Annotated in this window: 13 protein-coding genes; 2 read left to right on the forward strand and 11 right to left on the reverse strand. The window is 69.2% G+C overall.

Annotated features, from left to right (window positions below):
- Window positions 1-78: 78 nt before the first annotated feature.
- Complete coding sequence (locus tag ABN611_RS00300; RefSeq protein ID WP_350277680.1) at window positions 79-2592, forward strand: S8 family serine peptidase; 2514 nt, start codon at window positions 79-81, stop codon at window positions 2590-2592.
- On the opposite strand, the gene pcaD is transcribed toward ABN611_RS00300, so the two are convergent.
- Together pcaD and ABN611_RS00310 are read right to left on the reverse strand one after the other, a co-directional pair.
- Window positions 2561-3304: a 3-oxoadipate enol-lactonase gene (pcaD, locus tag ABN611_RS00305; RefSeq protein WP_350277681.1), complete on the reverse strand. Its 744-nt coding sequence runs from the start codon at window positions 3302-3304 to the stop codon at window positions 2561-2563. The genes ABN611_RS00300 and pcaD overlap by 32 nt on opposite strands.
- A gap of 96 nt (window positions 3305-3400) precedes the next feature.
- The gene (locus ABN611_RS00310) at window positions 3401-3850 is read right to left on the reverse strand and encodes an Lrp/AsnC family transcriptional regulator (RefSeq protein WP_350277682.1); all 450 of its coding nucleotides are present in this window, start codon (window positions 3848-3850) and stop codon (window positions 3401-3403) included.
- 70 nt (window positions 3851-3920) lie between these two features.
- Here ABN611_RS00310 and ABN611_RS00315 point away from each other — a divergent pair, with 70 nt between their 5' ends.
- Window positions 3921-4340: a DUF2000 domain-containing protein gene (locus ABN611_RS00315; protein WP_350277683.1), complete on the forward strand. Its 420-nt coding sequence runs from the start codon at window positions 3921-3923 to the stop codon at window positions 4338-4340.
- Here the strand turns inward: ABN611_RS00315 and ABN611_RS00320 are convergent.
- The 9 genes from ABN611_RS00320 to ABN611_RS00360 all read right to left on the reverse strand — a co-directional run bounded on the left by ABN611_RS00320 (window position 4323) and on the right by ABN611_RS00360 (window position 18440).
- Window positions 4323-5216: a sigma-70 family RNA polymerase sigma factor gene (locus tag ABN611_RS00320; RefSeq protein WP_350277684.1), complete on the reverse strand. Its 894-nt coding sequence runs from the start codon at window positions 5214-5216 to the stop codon at window positions 4323-4325. The two genes, ABN611_RS00315 and ABN611_RS00320, sit on opposite strands and share 18 nt — an antisense overlap.
- Window positions 5165-5608: a carboxymuconolactone decarboxylase family protein gene (locus ABN611_RS00325; RefSeq protein ID WP_350277685.1), complete on the reverse strand. Its 444-nt coding sequence runs from the start codon at window positions 5606-5608 to the stop codon at window positions 5165-5167. The genes ABN611_RS00320 and ABN611_RS00325 overlap by 52 nt, the downstream gene beginning before the upstream one ends.
- 69 nt (window positions 5609-5677) lie before the next feature.
- The gene (locus ABN611_RS00330; RefSeq protein WP_350277686.1) at window positions 5678-6394 is read right to left on the reverse strand and encodes a hypothetical protein; all 717 of its coding nucleotides are present in this window, start codon (window positions 6392-6394) and stop codon (window positions 5678-5680) included.
- A gap of 71 nt (window positions 6395-6465) precedes the next feature.
- Window positions 6466-7632 (reverse strand): rod shape-determining protein RodA, encoded by a 1167-nt coding sequence (gene rodA / locus ABN611_RS00335; protein WP_350277687.1) that lies wholly within the window; start codon window positions 7630-7632, stop codon window positions 6466-6468.
- Between the two features lies 1 nt (window position 7633).
- The gene (gene mrdA, locus ABN611_RS00340) at window positions 7634-9688 is read right to left on the reverse strand and encodes a penicillin-binding protein 2 (protein WP_350277688.1); all 2055 of its coding nucleotides are present in this window, start codon (window positions 9686-9688) and stop codon (window positions 7634-7636) included.
- Complete coding sequence (mreD, locus tag ABN611_RS00345; protein WP_350277689.1) at window positions 9685-10221, reverse strand: rod shape-determining protein MreD; 537 nt, start codon at window positions 10219-10221, stop codon at window positions 9685-9687. The genes mrdA and mreD overlap by 4 nt, the downstream gene beginning before the upstream one ends.
- A gap of 3 nt (window positions 10222-10224) precedes the next feature.
- Complete coding sequence (gene mreC, locus ABN611_RS00350) at window positions 10225-11199, reverse strand: rod shape-determining protein MreC (protein WP_350277690.1); 975 nt, start codon at window positions 11197-11199, stop codon at window positions 10225-10227.
- A 9-nt stretch (window positions 11200-11208) separates the two neighbouring features.
- The gene (locus ABN611_RS00355; RefSeq protein ID WP_167219028.1) at window positions 11209-12225 is read right to left on the reverse strand and encodes a rod shape-determining protein; all 1017 of its coding nucleotides are present in this window, start codon (window positions 12223-12225) and stop codon (window positions 11209-11211) included.
- 158 nt (window positions 12226-12383) lie between these two features.
- Window positions 12384-18440 carry an RHS repeat-associated core domain-containing protein gene (locus ABN611_RS00360; protein WP_350277691.1) on the reverse strand — a complete coding sequence of 2019 codons (6057 nt, stop codon included), beginning with the start codon at window positions 18438-18440 and terminating at the stop codon, window positions 12384-12386.
- Window positions 18441-18453: the final 13 nt, after the last annotated feature.

Genomic DNA, 18453 nt, shown 5'->3' on the forward strand with positions numbered 1-18453 from the left:
CTCCGGAATCGGCGACGAAATGCCCGCGGTCCAGCCGGACATCCCCGGAGTGAACAGCCGACTACGAAGGGGACTCAGGTGCGGACAAGACGATGGCTCGCGGCGGGGCTGGCAGCGGTGCTCGGGGTGACGATCCTGCCCGGAACCGGTCAGGCCGCCGCTGCCCGGAGCAAGGTCGTCACGCTGATCACGGGTGACCGGGTCGTGCTGCGCGGCGCCGACCAGGTCTCGATCGAGCGGGCTCCGGGGCGGGAACAGGTCACTTTCGAGAGCCGGCGTACCGGCGCCGAGTGGACGGTGATCCCGTCCGACGTCCGGGCGGCGGTCCGGATCGGGCGCCTCGACAAACGGCTCTTCGACGTCGGCCTGTTGTTCCGCGACGGGTACGACGACACCGCTCGCGGCGACATCCCGCTCATCGTCAGCGGCCGGCCCGCCGTTCGGCGCGCGACGAAGGTCCGGGAACTGGACTCCGCCACCGCGCTCGCGGTACCGAAGCACAGTGCGGCCGGCTTCCTGGCGCAGACGCCCGGCAAGATCTGGCTCGACCGGAAGCTGCGGATGTCGCTGGACCACAGCGTTCCGCAGATCGGTACGCCGACCGCCTGGAAGGCGGGGTACACCGGAAAGGGCGTCAAGGTCGCGGTCCTCGACAGCGGCATCGACAGCACGCACCCGGATCTCGCGGGCCAGGTGGTGGCGGCGAAGAACTTCACGCCGTCTCCGGCGGCCGACGTGGCCGGTCACGGCACGCACGTCGCGTCCACGATCGCCGGAAAGGGCGTCAGCGGGTACCGCGGAGTCGCTCCCGATGCTCAGTTGCTGGACGGCAAGGTCTGCGACGACCACGGCGACTGCTCGGAATCCGCCGTACTCGCCGGGATCGAGTGGGCCGTGGCGCAGCACGCTCCGGTCGTGAACCTCAGCCTCGGCAGCCCGGGCGGCGACGAGATCGACCCGATCGAGGAGGCGGTCGACCGGCTGACCAGGACCACCGGCACGCTGTTCGTCGTGGCCGCGGGCAACCGTGGTGGCGCCAAGTCGGTCGAATCGCCTGGGACTGCTGCGGCCGCGTTGACGGTCGGCGCGGTCGACGGCAAGGAAGCGCTCGCCGACTTCTCCGGTCAAGGGCCCGGCGCCGCGGGCGCTGTGAAACCCGACATCACCGCCCCGGGTGTCGGGATCGTCGCGGCACGTTCCGCGGGCGCGGTACTCGGGGAGCCGGTAGGTGAGCGCTACAGCCGCATGTCCGGTACGTCGATGGCGACGCCGCACGTCTCCGGAGCGGCCGCACTGCTGGTGCAGCAGCACGCCACTTGGAAGGCGCCCGAGCTGAAGAGCGCCCTCATGTCCGCCGCCAAGCCGAACGCGGCGCTGACGTCGTACGAGCAGGGCGCCGGGCGGGTTGACGTGACTCGTGTCGTCGCGCAGTCCGTGGTCGCGACGACCGGGAGCATCTCCTTCGGTACGGCGTTGTGGCCGCACGCGGACGACAAGCCTGTCAGCAAGGCGCTGACATACCGCAATCTCGGCACTGTGCCGATCACTCTCGACGTGAAGGCCGAGCTGTCTGTTGGCGGCAAGCCCGCACCAGCAGGTGCGCTGCGGCTCAGCGCGGACCGGCTCACGGTCCCGGCCGGAGGTGAGGCGTCCGTCCAGGTCGTCTCCGAGACCACCCATGCCGGTGTGGACGGGGTCTACAGCGGCCGGGTCACCGCGACCGGCGGCTCGCAGCAGGTCGTCGTACCGCTCGTGGTCGACAAGGAGATCGAGAGCTACGACGTCGCGCTGCGCGTACTCGGACCCGATGGCGCGCCCGTCCCGGCGGACCGTGGGTACGTGTCCTTCTGGAACGTCGGCAGCGGCACCACCGTCGACGCCACCGGACGTACGACGGCGCGGGTGCCGCGCGGCAGGCAGATTCTCGAGGCCACGATCTTCGGCGCGAAGGGCGAGCTGTACCGGATGGTCGAGCCGGGGTTCGACGTACGCCGGGCCACTGCTGTCACGATCGACGCGCGGCGCGCGAAGCCGGTCACTGTGTCGGTCCCGCGTCCGGACGCCAGCGGATTCGTCGGGTTCGTCGGCTACCACTACAAGAGCGGTGGCCAGGAACTGCTCACGTGGCAACTACGGCCCCGGTTGAAGGACCTGTACGTCGGCCGCATCGGCAACCGGCAGGACGCCGACTTCACCGCGTTCCTGGTGTCGTACCTCGGCAAGCTCAAGAAGGACGGCACGCTGGACGAAAGCCCGTACGTCTACGGCCTTGTCGACACCCGTCCTGCCCACTTCTTCAACGGCGTACGGCGAAACGTCGCGTCCGACCGCCAACTGGCCGAGGTCGTTGCCCACTACAACGGCCCCGCCGGCACCGCCGCCTTCTGGGGCCTGGCCGCCCCACGCTTCAAACTGATGCCGATCGGCGCCGGCATCAAACTGCCGTCAAGCGTGCACTACCACCTCGAACCACGAACCACCTGGCAACAAGACCTGAACGGCAACCACCGCGAACCCCGCCAGTACAACCCCGGCACCACGACCCACGAGACGTGGACGGTCAGCTCAGATGGGCCAGCAGCAACGGGTTGACGGTGTCCGGGTGCGAGTAGGTCACCAGGTGGGCGGCGTTTTCGATGATTTCCAGGTGGGCGCCGGGGATCTGGGTGGCCAGGGGGACGACGGTCTCGGGTGGGATCGATGTGTCGGAGTCGGCCGTGACGAGGAGGACCGGGGCGGTGATGTCGCTCAGGCCGGGGAGGAGGTTGGTGGTGCTGAGGGCCTCGCAGCAGGCGGCGTAGCCCTCGTCGGGGCAGTCGAGCAGCATCTGGCGGACCGCGTCGGTGTCGGTGAACTCCGGGAGGAACCAGCGGCCGAGTGTCGCGTCGGCGATTGCTTGGGTGCCCTCGGCACGCACCTGGGCGGCCCTGTCGATCCACATTTGCGGGTCGGCGGCCGGGTTGGACGGCGGGCACAGCAGCGCGAAACGGTGGAAGCGATCGGCCGCGTTCTGCGCGAGCCACAGTCCCACCGCGCCGCCGAGCGAGATGCCGACGTACGACGCCTGCTCGACGCCCAGCGTGTCGAGCAGTTCGACGACGTCACCGCCCAGGTCGTCGATCGTGTACGGCCCGTCCGGAACCTCCGACCCGCCGTGCCCGCGGTGGTCGAACGCCACCACCCGGAACCGCTGCGCGAGCACGTCGACCTGCGGTGCCCACATCCGCTGGTCCGCCCCGAGCGACGACCCGAGCAGTACGACGGGCGCGTCGGCCGAACCTGTCTCCACATAGTTGAGTCGCATGTCCCCCACCCTACGGAGTTCGTTGACGACAAGCCCCGGTGTCGTGGAACACGCCACGGCGTGTTCCCAGACCCCGGGGCTTGTCGCAGCCATGGATCAGAGCGGCATGATCGTCGTGCGGCGGTGGTGCTCGAAGACGACCGAGCTGCGGATGTCGGCGATCTCCTGACGTTTGGCAAGCGCCAGGACCAGGTCCCGGAGCGCCTGGGTGTCCTTGACCGCCACGTGGGCGAGGAAGTCGGTGCCGCCGGAGACCATGAACATGTCGAGCGTCTGCGGCAGCTCCATCACGTACGCCTGGAACGCGGTCGCGACCGCCATCGCCTGTGGCCGCAGCTTGATCGAGATGATCGCCTGCGTGGACCGGTCGATCGCCTGCAGGTCGACCGCCGCGTGGTACCCGCTGATCACGCCCCGGTCGCGTAGCCCGCGGATCCGCTCCAGGCAGGTGGACGGCGCGATCCCGAGCTCGGCCGCCATGTCCCGGTTGGTCCGGCGGGCGTCGTTCTGCAGCATCCGCAGCAGGGCCGTATCAAGTTCGTCCATGTCGGTCAGTTTCCCAGATCCGCCGAACGATGTTCGGAGCGATCAGCGAATCCCCGCTCATGGAGCTAGCGTGGCCGCCGTGCTGACGAACAAGATGGTCGTGGTCATCGCGGCCGAAGCCCCGGTCGGGGTCGCCCTCAACACCGCCGCGCTGCTCGGCGTCGGCCTCGGCCGCCGCCACGACGACACCGTCGGTCCGGACACCGCGGACGCGGCCGGCACCCCGCACACCGGCATGTGCGCGTACCCGATCCCGATCCTCCGGGCGTCCGCCGAGGACCTCCGGACACTCCGGGCCGAGGCCGCCGCCCGTGACGGCGTGACCGTCCACGACATGCACCAGGTCGCTCAGCGCGCCCGGACCTACGAGCAGATGTCCGCCACGCTCGCCGGCACCAAACCTGACGACATCGACTACCTGGGCCTGGCCCTCTACGGTCCCCGCGCCGCCGTCGACTCGCTCACCGGGGCGCTACCGCTCTACCGCTGACAGCTTCTCCGGGTTCGCCTGGATGTGGATGGCGGCGATCCCGTCGCGGTCGGTCTGCAGGGCGAGGACGTGGATCTCGCCGCGGACGATCACCCGGGCGGCCGGACCGGTCGCCAGCTCGATGGGCGCGACCGAGACGTCGGGCCGGGTGTAGATGTGCGCGAAGAAATGCGCCACCTTCTCGCGGCCGCTGACAGGTAGGCGAGCTGCCCGGCGGCGGCCGTCGGAGTCGGTCCACGACGTGACGGAGTCCTTGAGCATCGACTCCAGGCGCGCGAGGTCGCCGTCCCGCGCCGCCGCGACGAAGTCCAGGAGCAGCCGGCGTTGCTCGGTCGCGGACGGGCGGAACCGCGGCCGGTCGTCGTCCAGCGCGTGCCTCGCCCGGCGGAACAGTTGCCTGCAGTCGTCCGGCGTACGGTCGAGGATCTCCGCTATGTCGTCGTACGGGAGGGTGAAGGCGGTCCGCAGTACGTAGACCGCGCGTTGCGGCGGGGTGAGGCGCTCCATCAGGTGCAGGAGCGCGAGCGACACGTCGTCGAGCTCCAGGGTGTCGGCCGGTACTGGTTCGGGGAGCCATTCGCCGATGTAGCTCTCGCGGCGGGCCTGTCTGGTGCGCAGTACGTCGACCGACAGCCGCGTCACCACCCGGGTCAGGTAGCGGCGCGGCTCGGCGACGTCGGTACGGTCGGCGGCTGACCAGCGGACGTAGGCCTCCTGCAGCACGTCCTCCACGTCGTGCCAGCTGCCGAGCATCCGGTAGGCGAGGCCGGCGAGCATCCCGCGCGCCGACGCGTACTCCGCCAGGGTGCTGCTCGGGGTGCTGGTCAGGCCGCTGCCTCCGGCTGCTTCCGGGTCGCGATCAGCAGGCGGTTCCACAGGTTGATCATGCCAATCGCCAGCAGCACGTGCGCCGTACCCTCGTCGCCGAACTGCTCGACCGCCGCGTCCCAAACGTCATCCGGTACGCCGCCGCGCCCGAGCAGCGTGACCGCGTCGGTCAGGGCCAGCGCGGCCCGTTCGCGCTCGTCGTAGAACGGCGAGTCGCTCCACGCCGCGAGGCCGAACAGGCGCTGCGTGGTCTCGCCCGCCTTGAGGGCGTCGGTGGTGTGCATGTTGACGCAGTACGAGCACTCGTTGACCATCGACGCGCGCACCTTGATCAGGTGCAGGAGCGTGTGGTCGACCTGGCCTTGCGCGTAGGTCTCGAGGCTGAACACGGCCCTGAACGCGGCCGGGGTGACCTTGCTGAAATCCATCCGTTGACTCATGCCAACACGACGGCGCCGTACGACGGCTACGTGACAACCCGGTGTGTGACGCCGATCACGCGATGCCGGTCACGCGATCTTCAGGACCTCGCGAGCCTTGACCACCGCGGTCTCGGTCGCCGGATCGAGCTCGGTGCCCTGACCGGCCAGAACGCCGACCGACAGGATCACATCGCCGACCCCGGTGACGACGGCGGCGTACTCGAGCCCGCGCTTCGGCCCGCTGGTCCCGGTCAGCCGGAACGCGAACGGCTTGCTGCCGTACTCCGGGGCGGTGATCTCCTCGACCTTCATCGTGGTGTTGCCGGCGCCCTCGGTCTTCAACGTCACCTTGGTGCAGGAGTCGACCGCTTCGGCGTAGTCGTCGCGGAGGTCGGCGACCTCCTCGGCGGTGCCCATCGAGTCGAGGCCGTAGTCGATGTACGGACCCTCCTGGCCGCCGGTGAACGTGCGGGAAACGCTGGCCTTCGCCCCGGGCGCCTTGGTGGCGTTCAGGTATTTCACCAGAGCCTTGCACCGGCTGGTCGGCGCGGAGAACGGCTTGGCGTCCTCGTCCGCCTCCTCGTTGTCCTCGGCGAACCCGCTCGGCAGGTCGGCGAGCTCGAGCAAGGCGCCGGTGAGCTCGGTGGTCGTCCGGGTGACGGGCGCGGCCGGCGTGGACGGCGTCGGTGTCGCGCTGGGCGGCGGCGTGGCGGCGGGCGGCTGGGCGGTGTCCTTGGAGTCCTCACCACCACAGGCGGTCAGGGACAGCGCGAGGGCGGCAGCGAGCGCAAGGTACCTGGTCATGGGCCTTCCGAGGGCTCTGGGCGGGGGCCGAGCAGGCAGCAGCGTACCTGACCGGTCAGCCGGGTCCCTGGTCAGTACCGGTGTGACCGCAGGTGGATGTTCTGCAACAGCCCGACCGCCAGCAGGCACGCGAACATCGACGAACCGCCGTACGACACGAACGGCAGCGGCAGGCCGGTGACCGGCATGATCCCGAGCGTCATGCCGATGTTCTCGAACGCCTGGAACGCGAACCAGCAGACGATCCCGGTCGCCACCAGCCGGCCGAACGCGTCCCGCGCGGTCACCGCGATCCGCAGCCCGCGGAACAGGATGATCGCGAACAGCACGATGATCGCGCCGGCGCCGATCAGTCCGAGCTCCTCCCCCGCGACCGTGAACACGAAGTCGGTGTGCTGCTCGGGGACGAACGCGTTCTGCGTCTGGCCGCCGTGGAACAGCCCCTGCCCGAACACGCCGCCGTTGCCGATCGCGATCCGCGCCTGGTTCACGTTGTAGCCGATGCCCTGCGGGTCCGACGACGGGTGCATGAACGCGGTGAACCGGTCGATCTGGTACTCCTTCAGCACCTGCAGCTTGATCGCGATCGCCGCGATCAGCACGCCGACGCTGAGCAGCCCGAGCATCCAGCGTTTCGGGACGCCGGACACCGCGATGATCCCGAACACGATCGACCCGAGCACCATCACGGTCCCGAGGTCCGGCTGCAGCATCACCAGCACCACCGGGACGGCGGCGACCGCGATCGCCTGTGCGACGTCGATGGTGCGGGCGTCCTCGCGGCGGTCGGTCTCGCCCTTCTCGGCGATCAGCAGCGCCATCCCGACGATCACCGCGAGCTTGGCGAACTCACTCGGCTGGATCGACATGAACGGCAACTGGATCCACGACCGGGACCCGTTGATCGTCGAACCGACACCGGGCACCAGCACCAGGATCAGACCGACGATCGAGGCGGCGTACAGCACCGGGGCGAGGATCCGGACGCGGCGGTGGTCGGTGACCGCGGCGCCGACCGCGAGCACCAGGCCGATCGCGAAGTTCAGCGCGTGCCGGATCAGGTAGGCGTCCGGGTTGCCGTCGGTCAGCGAGGTGCGGTTGTGGGTCGCCGACCAGATCAGCATCGCGCCGATGAACGACAACGCGACCACGCCGAACACCAGCACCCAGTCCACGTGCCACACGGTCGAGCGCCGGTCCATCCGCGGCCGGGTGCGGATTGGGGTCAGCAGCGCCATCTCACTGCTCCGGCTTCTCGGGACCGGGCGGCGGCGCGGGCTTGACGTTGTACAGCGTCTCGTAGATCTTGCGGACCGCGTCACCGCCGGCGCCCGAACCGGTCCCCGCCTGGCTGATCATCATCACCACGGCGTACCGGTCGGTGTACGACGCCAGCCACGAGGTCGTCTGCTTGCCGTAGACCTCGGCCGTACCGGTCTTGGCGCGGACCGGGATCTTGTCGAGCGGGAAGCCCTGGAACTTCCAGGCCGCCGTACCGGTCTTGACGGTCTGCTTGAGCGCGTTGTCGATGTAGCGCAGGTTGCTCCGCGGGACCGGGAGCTTCGCCTTGACGGTCGGCTTGATCTCGTGCGGCTTGCCGTTCGCCCCGATCCAGGACTGCACGACCCGCGGCTCGTACAGGGTGCCGCCGTTCGAGAGGGCGGAGTACACCGCCGCGAGTTGCACCGGGGTGACTGTGGTGTCGCCCTGGCCGATCGCGAAGTTCACCGCGTCACCGGCGCGGTACTTGTACCCGTCGACGCAGAACTCGCGGGCAAACTGCTTCAGGAACGCGGACGTCCCGGCGGGCGGGTTGCTCGCGATCTTGCAGTAGTAGTCCTTCTGCGCGTCGTAGTACGTCTTCTTCCACTTCCGGTCCGCGATCCGGCCGCTCACCTCGCCGGGCAGGTCGATCCCGGACGGCGTCCCGAACCCGAACTTCTTCGCCATCTCGACCAGCGGGTCGAGGGTGTCGACGTTGCTGGAGTTGCCGCCCTCCTTGAGCCAGAGCGCGTACGCGATCCGGTAGAAGAACGTGTCGCAGGACAGCGAGAGCGCCTGGTCGAAGCCGATCATCCCGTACGACGCGGACTCGTAGTTCTTGAACCGGCGGTTGCCGACCTCGAAGTACGACGAGCAGTCCAGCCGCGTCTTGGTGCTGTAGCCGGCGCCCATCGCGGCCGCGGTGGTGATCGGCTTGAACGTCGACCCCGGCGCGAGCTGGCCCTGCAACGCCCGCGAGACCAGCGGCGTCCCGGACTTGGTCGAGTATAGCGCGTCGAGCTCGCGCTGCGAGATGCCGCCGACCCAGACGCCCGGGTCGTACGTCGGGTAGCTGGCCATCGCGACGACCCGGCCGGTCTTGGTGTCCATCACGACCGCGGCACCGGAATCCGCGACGTACTTCTTCTTGGTGATCTTGTCGTACTGCTTGCGGGCGGTGAGGATCGCGTTCCGCAGCTGGGCCTCGACCGCGGCCTGGATCCGCGCGTCGATCGTGGTGACCAGCGTCGCGCCCGGCACCGGCGCGGTCTGCTTCTGGACGCCGGTGGTGTACCCGACCGCGTCGACGATCACGTCCTTCTCGCCGGGCGCGCCGCGCAGCAGCTTGTCGTACGAGCGCTCGACGCCGGCCCGGCCGACCAGGTCCGACCGGTGCGGGACCGAGTCCTGCCCGGCCTTGTCCATGTCCTCGAGCTCTTCGGTGGTGATCGGCGACAGGTATCCGAGGATGTGCGCGGCGTTCACCTTGTACGGCGCCGGGTACGCCCGCAGCGTCTGCGTGTCGGCGGCGATCCCCGGGAAGTCCTCGCGACGCTCCATCACCTCGATCGCGACCTGCTCGCTGACGTCCTTCGCCACCGGGATCGGCTGGTACGGCGTACCGTTCCAGCAGGCGGGCGGCTTCGACGCGCCGGGCTCGCCGCACAGCATCGTGCGCGCCTTGAGGTCCTTGGGCTTCTGGCCGAGCACCTTCGCCAGGCGGGCGAGGACGACGTTCTGCTGGCTGTCCGGGAGCTTGGCGAGCACCGAGCGGTCGACGGTGATCATCACCGAGACCCGGTTGCCGACGAGCGTCCGGCCCTGCGAGTCGACGATCGTGCCGCGCGGCGCCGGGATCAGGACCTGGCGGATGTGCTGCTGGGTCGCGGCCTGGGTGTAGTCGGCGTTCGACATCACCTGCATGTACCAGAGCCGGCCGAACAGCGTGCACAGCAACGAGAAGACCAGCACCCCGATCACGAACAGCCGGAGCCGGGCCTTCAACGGCGCCTCGAAACCGTCCCAACTCATGGCGCGACCCGGCGGCGTTCCCGAGGCGGCTGGACGCGGCCCATGATCCACATGACCAGCGGGATCACCACGATCGCGCCGACCACGTCGTACCCGGCGGCGATGCCGAGGCGGACCCCGAACTCACCCCAGTCGACGGTCGGGTCGTGCAGCAGCGAGCCGGTCGCGCTGTACAGGAAGAACGAGATCGCCGTCCCGAGTACGACGGTCAGCGCCACCCCGAGCGGACCGACCGGCCCGCTCGACGTCCGCTCCCGGCGGATCAGGCCGGCGACGTACCCGGCGATCGCCAGTGCGAGCGCCCAGCGCCCGGCGGTGTGGTCGGCGGGCGGCACGACGTCCAGCAGCAGGCCGCCGGCGAACCCGGTGATCGCGCCCCACTCGGGGCCGCGGGACAGCGCCAGCGCGATCACCACGATCAACGTGAGGTCACACGTCACGCCGGCGACCGCGATGTTGGTCAGGACGGACGTCTGCACGGTCACGGCGATCATCAGGAACAGGGCAGCCAACCCGATGCGTAGTGCGATCAATCGTCAGTTCCCCTTTCCTGTGAGTTGTGGGCGCGGCGGCCGGGCCGGTGGTCCGGTCACCACGCCGACGGTGTCGATCCGGGTCGGGTCGACGTACGGCTTGATGGTGGCGGTGGAGCCGAGCGAGCCGACGTTGGCGGTCACGGCGGTGACGACGCCGATCGGCACCCCGGGCACGTACGGCGCGTTGCCGCTGGAGCCCCAGGTGACGATCCGGTCGCCGACCTTGGGCCGTGCCTTCGGGTCGACCAGCTTGTAGTCGAGCGTCCCGGCCACGTCGCCGCGGCCGGAGACGAAACCGAGCGCCATCGTCGAGTTCAGCCGGCCGCCGACGGTCGAGTTCCGGTCGCCGATCAGCAGCACGGTCGCGGTCCCCTGGGTGGTGCGCACCACCCGGCCGACCAGACCGGCCCCGTTCAGCACCGTCATGTCCGCGCGCACGCCGTCCGCCGTCCCGGCGTCGATCGTCACCGTGTGGCTGAACGTCTGCGCGCCACCGATCCCGATCACCCGGGCCGGCGTCATCGTGTACGCCGGCGCCACCTTCAGCAGCTTGTCCAGCTCCAGCGCCCGGTTCCGGGCGTAGTCGGAGGTGTTCAGCTGCCGGGTGAGCTCCTCGTTCTCCCTTTGCAGTTTTTCGTTCTCGGTCTTCAACCTATCCATTTCCGCGAATCTGTCGCGGAGGTTGTCCACAGGCTGCCGGGCCGAGGTCGCGGTCGACTCCAGCGGGCCGAACACGGCCGCCGCGCCCTCCCGCAGCGGCTCCACCGGCGAACCGGCCGACCGGCGCGCGTCGAGCACGATCAGCGTGAAACAGGCGAGGATCACCAGCGCCAGCACGGACCGGCGGCGGCGGACCTCGCGCGGCGTACCGGCCGAGCGCAGCGGCATCTCACCCGCCGAACGGAACGCGCTGCGGGTCGGCGCGCTGCGCGCGGACGAGTTCCGGCTCGACGGGCTACCGAGGTCTTTGAGCATCGGTGGACCTCAGCGCCGGTTGTCGGTGACCAGGATGCGGTTGAGGGTCTCGATGTTGTCGACGCACTTGCCGGCGCCGAGCACGACCGCGTCCAGCGGGTTCTCGGCGACGTGGATCGGGATGCCGGTCTCGTGCCGGAGCCGCTCGTCCATGCCCTTCAGCAGCGCGCCGCCGCCGGTCAGCACGATGCCACGGTCGACGATGTCACCGGCCAGCTCCGGCGGGGTCTTGTCCAGGGTCGCCTTCACCGCGTCGACGATCGCCGTGATCGGCTCCTCGATCGCCTGCCGCATGTCCGCCGACGACACCTTCACGGTGCGCGGCAGGCCGGAGACCATGTCCCGGCCGCGGATCTCGCTGTCCGGACCGTCGGTGGTCGGGAACGCCGACCCGATCGTCATCTTGATCTGCTCCGAAGTGGCCTCGCCGAGCAGCAGCGAGAACTCCTTCTTGCAGTAGTTCACGATCGCCTTGTCGATCGCGTCGCCGGCCACCCGGATCGACTGGCTGGTGACGATGCCGCCGAACGAGATGACCGCGACCTCCGTCGTCCCGCCGCCGATGTCGACCACCATGTTGCCGGTCGCGTCGCGGACCTCGAGATTCGACCCGAGCGCGGCGGCCATCGGCTCCTCGATGATGTACACCTTGCGGGCGCCGGCCATGTACCCGGCGTCGCGGACCGCGCGCTGCTCGACCGCGGTGATCCCCGAGGGCACGCAGACCACGATCCGCGGCTTGGCGAAGTACCGCCGGCGGTGCACCCGCTGGATGAAGTACCGCAGCATCTGCTCGGCGGCGTCGAAGTCGGCGATCACACCGTCCTTGAGCGGCCGGATCGCGGTGATGTTCCCCGGCGTCCGCCCGATCATCTTCTTCGCCTCGTGCCCGAACGCCACCGCCTCCTGCGGCTCGTCGGTCCGCGTAGCGACCACCGAAGGCTCGTTCAGCACGACACCACGGCCCCGCACGTACACCAACGTGTTCGCGGTCCCCAGGTCCACCGCCATGTCGCGGCCCAGCATGCTGTTCGCCACCGCGACACCTCCCACTCGATCCCCGACCAGGCTAAACGCTCCCACGCCCAGCCCGTGGACCGACACGACCCGTCCGCCCAGAACAGATCGTATCGGTCCACTCACCACTGGTGCACGGTGGCCAGGGAGCGGGCATGAGCAACGGCTCAGCCCACGTCCAACAGTCGACCGGCGATGTCGTACTGGAACGCGAATCGGCGCAGGACGTTCGCGTGTTGCCCGCGCGGAGCCCGGTTGAGGTTGGCGACACGTGACATGTTGTCCCGGCCCAGGTTCAAGTGAACCGTCGTCCCAGTGCTCGGGTATTGCGTCATGACTCGCCCGACACCCATGTTGTACCCGATGCGGATCGCCTGTGCCTCCGTCACGTACTTCGGGGTGCCCACGCTCTTCCGAAGCTTGGTCTGCAGGAAGGAAATGTAGTAGGCCGCTGCCTTGATGGAGTTGTGGGCCTGGCGGTTGTCGGTGACCGAAAAGGTCTCGTGGTAACCGAAGTCGAGGTTTCCACGAGCATGGATCGCGGCCGCAACGAAAGGCTGCTCCTGCAGGTTGGCGACGCCGGTGCTGCCGTTGATCGGACTCAACGGGGAGTCGGTCCAACTGTCATGCCCGTCCTCGCTCTCGGAGATCAGCATCGCCAAGAGCAACTGCGGGTCGATGCCAGCCTCCTCGGAGTAGTCACGAATAATGTCAAGGAGCTCGGTGTTCATGTTCCTCAGCAACCAGTTGTGCACCATCATCTTCTTTCCGACGTTGCATTTGACGATTGCGCACAGGTTCACGCGGGATCCAGGTCTGGTCTTCGCCTTGCCACCAGACGGGCCACTCGACTTGCCGCCGGATTTGCCGAGTTTGCCGGCCGCGGCTGCGTTGTTCACCGCCGCCTGGTTGGAGTAAGTGGGGCCGCTGTCGCCTTCGATGAGTTTCAGGCCGTCGGGGTCGGTGAAGGTGGATGGGCTGTTGTTGGCGTAGGTGTAGGCGTTTAGTTGTTGAGGGTCTTGGGGGTCGATGATGGGGTCTACCGAGAGGAAGCGGCCCAGGGCTGGGTCGTATTCTCGGGCTCCTAGGCGGGTGAGGCCGGTGTCTCCGGTGGGGTTGCCTCCTACGAAGGTGCGGTTGCCTCCGGGCCAGGGGGTGGTGGTGCCTCGGGGGGCGCCGAAGGGGTCCAGTTCGCGGGTGGTGATGGCCAGGGTGGTGGCGTTCAGGGCCGTTTGGTTGGTGCCGAAGCGGTCTGCGACTGTCCACGTGAGGCCTGTGCTGGTGCGGACGCCGATGCCGTCGTAGTAGCGGGTGCCCTTCGCGACTCCGTTCGTGACTGTCAGTTCGCCGTTGCCAACGTAGAGGGTGCTGGAGGCGGCGTCGCGGCGGATCAGGACCTTGCCGTCCGCGTCGTACACGTAGTTGCTGCTGCCCACCGCGGCTAGCTGGCCCTCGTCGTCCCAGACGAGTGGCTGGGGCTGCCCGTCGGGGCCGGTGCGGCTGGTCGTGTTGCCGGCCGCGTCGTACTCGTACGTCGCCACCGTCGAGCCGGTCGTGACGGACCGGACCGCGTGCGGCAGGTCGCTGCCGGGCTGACCGTAGGCGTACGTGCTCACCTTGTCAGCCGCACCGCCAAGCCCCTTCACGGTCGCCGTCGTGCGGTTCCCCGTCAGGTCGTACGTGTACTGCTGCCAGTACGGCGCCGGCCCGCCGATCCGGCTCGGGTCCGGAGCGCCCGCGCAGTTGTCGGTCGCCGTCCACGCGGCCGTCGTACGGCGCAGGTGGTCGTAGGTGTAGCACTGCGTGTCCAGCGCCCGGCCCTGGACCTGGTTGGTACTGCGGGTGACATTGCCGGTCGCGTCGTAGCTGTAGGTCTGGTCGGCGGCCAGCATGTCTCCGGCGGAGTCGCGGTGCGTCTTGACCTGGTTCAGCCGTCCGGTGCCGGCGTCGTAGAAGCTCGTCCGCCACAGCGTGCGATCCGTCGGCCCCATGACGAGCTGGACGACCTCGGCCAGCCCGCTGTACTTCGTGTCGGTCACGTACGGCGTGGCGCCGGTCAGCTTCTCCTGCAGGCCGAGGTCGTCGTACGAGTAGTTCAGGGTCTCGGCGGCGAGGTCGCCGAGCTTCGGCAGGCTGGTCGACCAGACGCTGCCGCTGTCGGCGTAGGTCTGCGTCGTGGTGTACGTGCCCGCCAGCTTGTCCTCGACCGCCGGTACGACGACCTGCTCCCCCTTCGGGCGGCCGGCCTCGTCGTACCCGGTGACTGCCCGCACGTATGCGTTCGTGCCGACGTACCGCGTCGACGACGTCAGCTGCCCCTTCGACAGCGTGTCGTAGACGGACTTCGTCAGCAACGGTCCCGCGGCCGAACCGTTGCGGGTCTCCACCTTGCGCCCGAGAAGGTCGTAGCTCGACACGATCGTCTTGCCGCGCGCGTCCGTCGTGCTGACGAGCTGGTCGGCGTCGTCGTACGCCATGGCGGCCACGCCCTTGTCCGGGTCGTCCGCCTTCACCTTGCGGCCGAGTACGTCGTACTCGTACCGCCAGACGTTGCCGGCCGAATCGGTCAGCGACGCCAGCTCGCTGCGCTTGGTGTAGCCGTACCGGGTCGTCTCGGCCGCACTGTCCGTGGTCCGTCCCTGGTACTGCAGCCTGGCGGTGGTCCGCCCGCGAGCATCGGTGACGGTGGTCGTCAACGTGCCGCCGGCCGGCGGCAGGACGGTCACCCGGTCACCGCCGTACGTCGTCGTGGTCCGCCACTTCTCCGTCCCGTACTCGACGTGCGCCTCACCCGTGACACGTTCCGCGCCGTCGTAACCGATCGCTGTGGCGTTGGGGACCACACCGTGCACGAGTGTGGCCAGCGTGGTTCCGGGCGCGGAGTCGTTGTCGTAGTACGGCGCTCGTTTGAAGTGCACCAGGCCGCGGCTGTTCCGGTACTCGTCGGTGAGAATCCGGCCGCCGAGCGGGCTGGGCGACTGTGTCTGCCGCAGCCGCAGGAACCCGTCCAGCAACTGGTACGACGCCACCTGTGTGCCGTTGGCCGTCAGCGTGAGGGTCTTCACCCAGTTCGGTCCGCCGGAGCTGCGGACACCGTAGGCGAACTCCAGGTGCGGCTTCTCGAGATTCGCCTCCGTGCGGCCGGGTTTCCAGACCGCGGTCAGCCGGCCGAGCGCGTCGTACTTCAGCGACGTGACGCGGCCGTCGGCGTCCGTCTCCGTCACCGGTTGCCCGAGCCGCGGGTCGATGCGCTGTGTCCGGACGTGGCCGAGCGCGTTCGTGGTCGTGACGGAGGTGGTCACACCGTTCGTGTCGACGTACGCGGTGGTCGTCGGCCGGCCGAGCGCGTCCTTCGTCTCCAGCGGACGGCCGAAAGCATCGTAGGTGGTCGTGCTCTTCGTCAGGTACGCCGGAGTGCTGCCGCTGTAGGACTTGGCCTGCTCGACCCGGCTCGGGTTGCCGCGCGGCGGGACCGCGTCGAAGGCACCGCCGTCGTACGACGTCCGGACGTCCTCGATCGCATCCGCCGGGTACGACGGTGTGGCGCCGCAGGCCACGCCGACGGTGCGGACGTGCGAGACCAGGTCCATCAGCCACTGACCGGTGTTCCGGTTGTACGTCGTCGTCGTACAGCGGTCGTCGGCCGCCGTCGCGGTGTCGCCGCGGTCGTCGACCTCGGTCTCGTTGCCGTAGGCGTCGTACTTGGTCAGCACCTCGGTGGTACGAACCCCGCCGGCGGCCAGCGCGGTCCGGCTGACGGTACGGGTCTGCTCCACCTGATGGGCTTCGTACGGCGCCTGTACGGCGGTGCGGCGCGACCACGGGTCGTGGATCGATCCGCCGACCTCTGGCCCGCCGACGCCGTTGTAGGTGATCTCCTCGCGGACCAGGCCGGCGTACTGCTTGGAGTCCGTCAGAACGGTGCCGGTGGTGTCCTTGATGCTGACCGCCTTGGTCCCGCCGGCCGCGGTCCGGTCACCGTTCATGCCACGGAAGTACTGGTACCGGGTGGCCGACTGCTGGCTGTTCGGCTCCTGCGTCTTGTCGCCACGGGTGACCAGCACCTTCTCGTACCCGCGCCAGTCGGTCCAGCTGCGGTACTTCGGGTCGGCGAGCGGGTTGTGGTCGTACGCCCAGGCCGGCGCGCCCTCGTAGGTGTAGGCGGTACGGCCGGCGAAGTTGCCGGTGAGCAGGTCGTCCTCGGTGATCTGGCTGACGACGTACTTGTGGAACCAGTCGTTGCGCGGCTCCACCTCGGGCTCCATCAGCCAGCGGACCGGGAAGCAGCGCTTGCCGTTGCTGTCCGGTGTCGGCAGCGCACCCGGCGCGCAGTCGGTCCCGGCATACGCGACGTTGATGCGGCCGCCGGACTCGCTGGTGATGCTGATCAGCCGCGGCCGGTTGAGCTTCGGCAGGCCGTCGGTGATCGAGTCGACGCGGTTCGCCTTCATCTCGTAGGCGAACTTCACCGGGGGCAGAGCGACGTACGTGTCCGTGGCCAGGCCGGTCCGGGTGATGGAGTCGAGCCACAGCGGCGCGGCGGTTCCGTCGCCGGGTGCGGGGTAGCTGTGCGCGAGGTTCCACTGGTTGACGTGCGCATAGTCGACCCCACCGGCCCAGACCTGCGTGTTGATCTTGGCCAGCCGCTTGGTCGTCCAGAACGTCGGCGACAGCTCGTCCTTGCAGTCGGCGGTCGCGCACTCGAGCGACCACGGCACGTCCGGCCACGCCTTGCCGTCGTGCACCGCACAGTTCTGGTTCGCGGCACACCGGTCGGCCGTGGTCAGCACGACGCGGGCCGGTGCCGACGCATACGCGTTCCCCGCACGCAGGCCGTACTCGATCCGCTTGAGCGACCCGGCCCTGGTGTACGTCGCCACGGACGCGCCCAGGTTCTGGCCGTACTTGCCGGTCTCGACGTCGTAGTAGTAGCTCATCGCGTTGTCGTTGCGATCGACCACATAGTCCAGGTTCCACCGGTAGGCCTGCTGGCAGGCACTGGCGGCGAACGTCGCCTGGTGACACGGCTCCCCGGCGTCGTTGCCGTAGACGGGGACCGTCCACGTCGACCCCGTGGTCGCACGGCCGCTGGCCCAGCCGGGCAGCCTGGTCAGACCGAAGTAGTACTGCGTCCCGTCCGGGGTCGTGATCCGCCAGTACTCGCCGTTGTCGTCACCGTTGACGCCGGCGGTCCGCACCAGGTGTTCGACCTTCGTCCCGTCGTCGTTCTCCGGGCGCCAGACGCCGTTCTCGAGGATCAATCGCCCGGAGCGCTGTCCCAGCGACAGCACCGCGTTCTCGGTCTCCCAGCAGAGGTCCCCGGTCTTGGTCTTGCCGTTGTTGCCGTCGAGGTCGTCCGCGCAGCCCTTGTAGGAGCGCTCGATGAACCCGCCGCCCAGGTCCCAGCCCTCACCGACCCACGAGGGCTGGTTGTTGGTGGCAACGGTTCGCCCGTCCACGGACTGCGACGAGTACGAGGCCTGCAGTTCCGGAACGAGTCCGCCGGGCACCTGCGGGACCTGGAACGGATACGACCAGCTGAAGCCGCCGCTCGCCGTGGACACCTGCCACTGGCCGGACGGCGCCAGCGAGGTCGCCTTGAAGGTCCCCGCCGAGCCGCTCGCTCCCTCGGCCACGGTGAAGGTCGACGCGGTCGCACCGACCGGTACGTCGGCGTACAGCCGGGCGCTGTCGGTGTCATTGCCCTGAGCCTTGATGCGCTGCCCGTCCGCATCGATGACATACAGCCGGGAGGCCCAGTCGGCGCCGAAGGAGTCGCGGAACGTCGAGTAGTCGAGGAAGACGCGCACCGTACCCGCCACCTTCGCTCCGTCGGTACGACGTACCCGGAAGGTCATCCGGTGGTCGGCGGCGGCGTCCAGCCGCACCTCCACCTTGGCCGGCGACGTCCGGCCCGAGCGGGCGACTCTGATCGGGAGGTCACCGGCCTTGGCGGACGTCGCGCCGACAGCGACCTCCGCGGCACCGTCCTTCGGCCAGTCCGTCCGCGCCGCCGGGGCCTGCGGCCTGGGCCGCTCCGGCACCGGTGCCGGGACGAAGTCCTTCGTCTCCACGGTCGGCGTCGCCGGGACCGCGGGGCTGACGGGCTTCGGCGTCTTGGTCTCCGGCTGCGCGGCCGCCGCGGGAACGGCGAGGGACAGCGCGAGCAGCCCCGCTGTCACGACGGCCGCCTTGCGACGCCATCGGATTGCTGATCGTTTCATCGGTGTGTCCTTC

This window comes from Kribbella sp. HUAS MG21, from assembly GCF_040254265.1.
Classification (GTDB): Bacteria; Actinomycetota; Actinomycetes; order Propionibacteriales; family Kribbellaceae; genus Kribbella.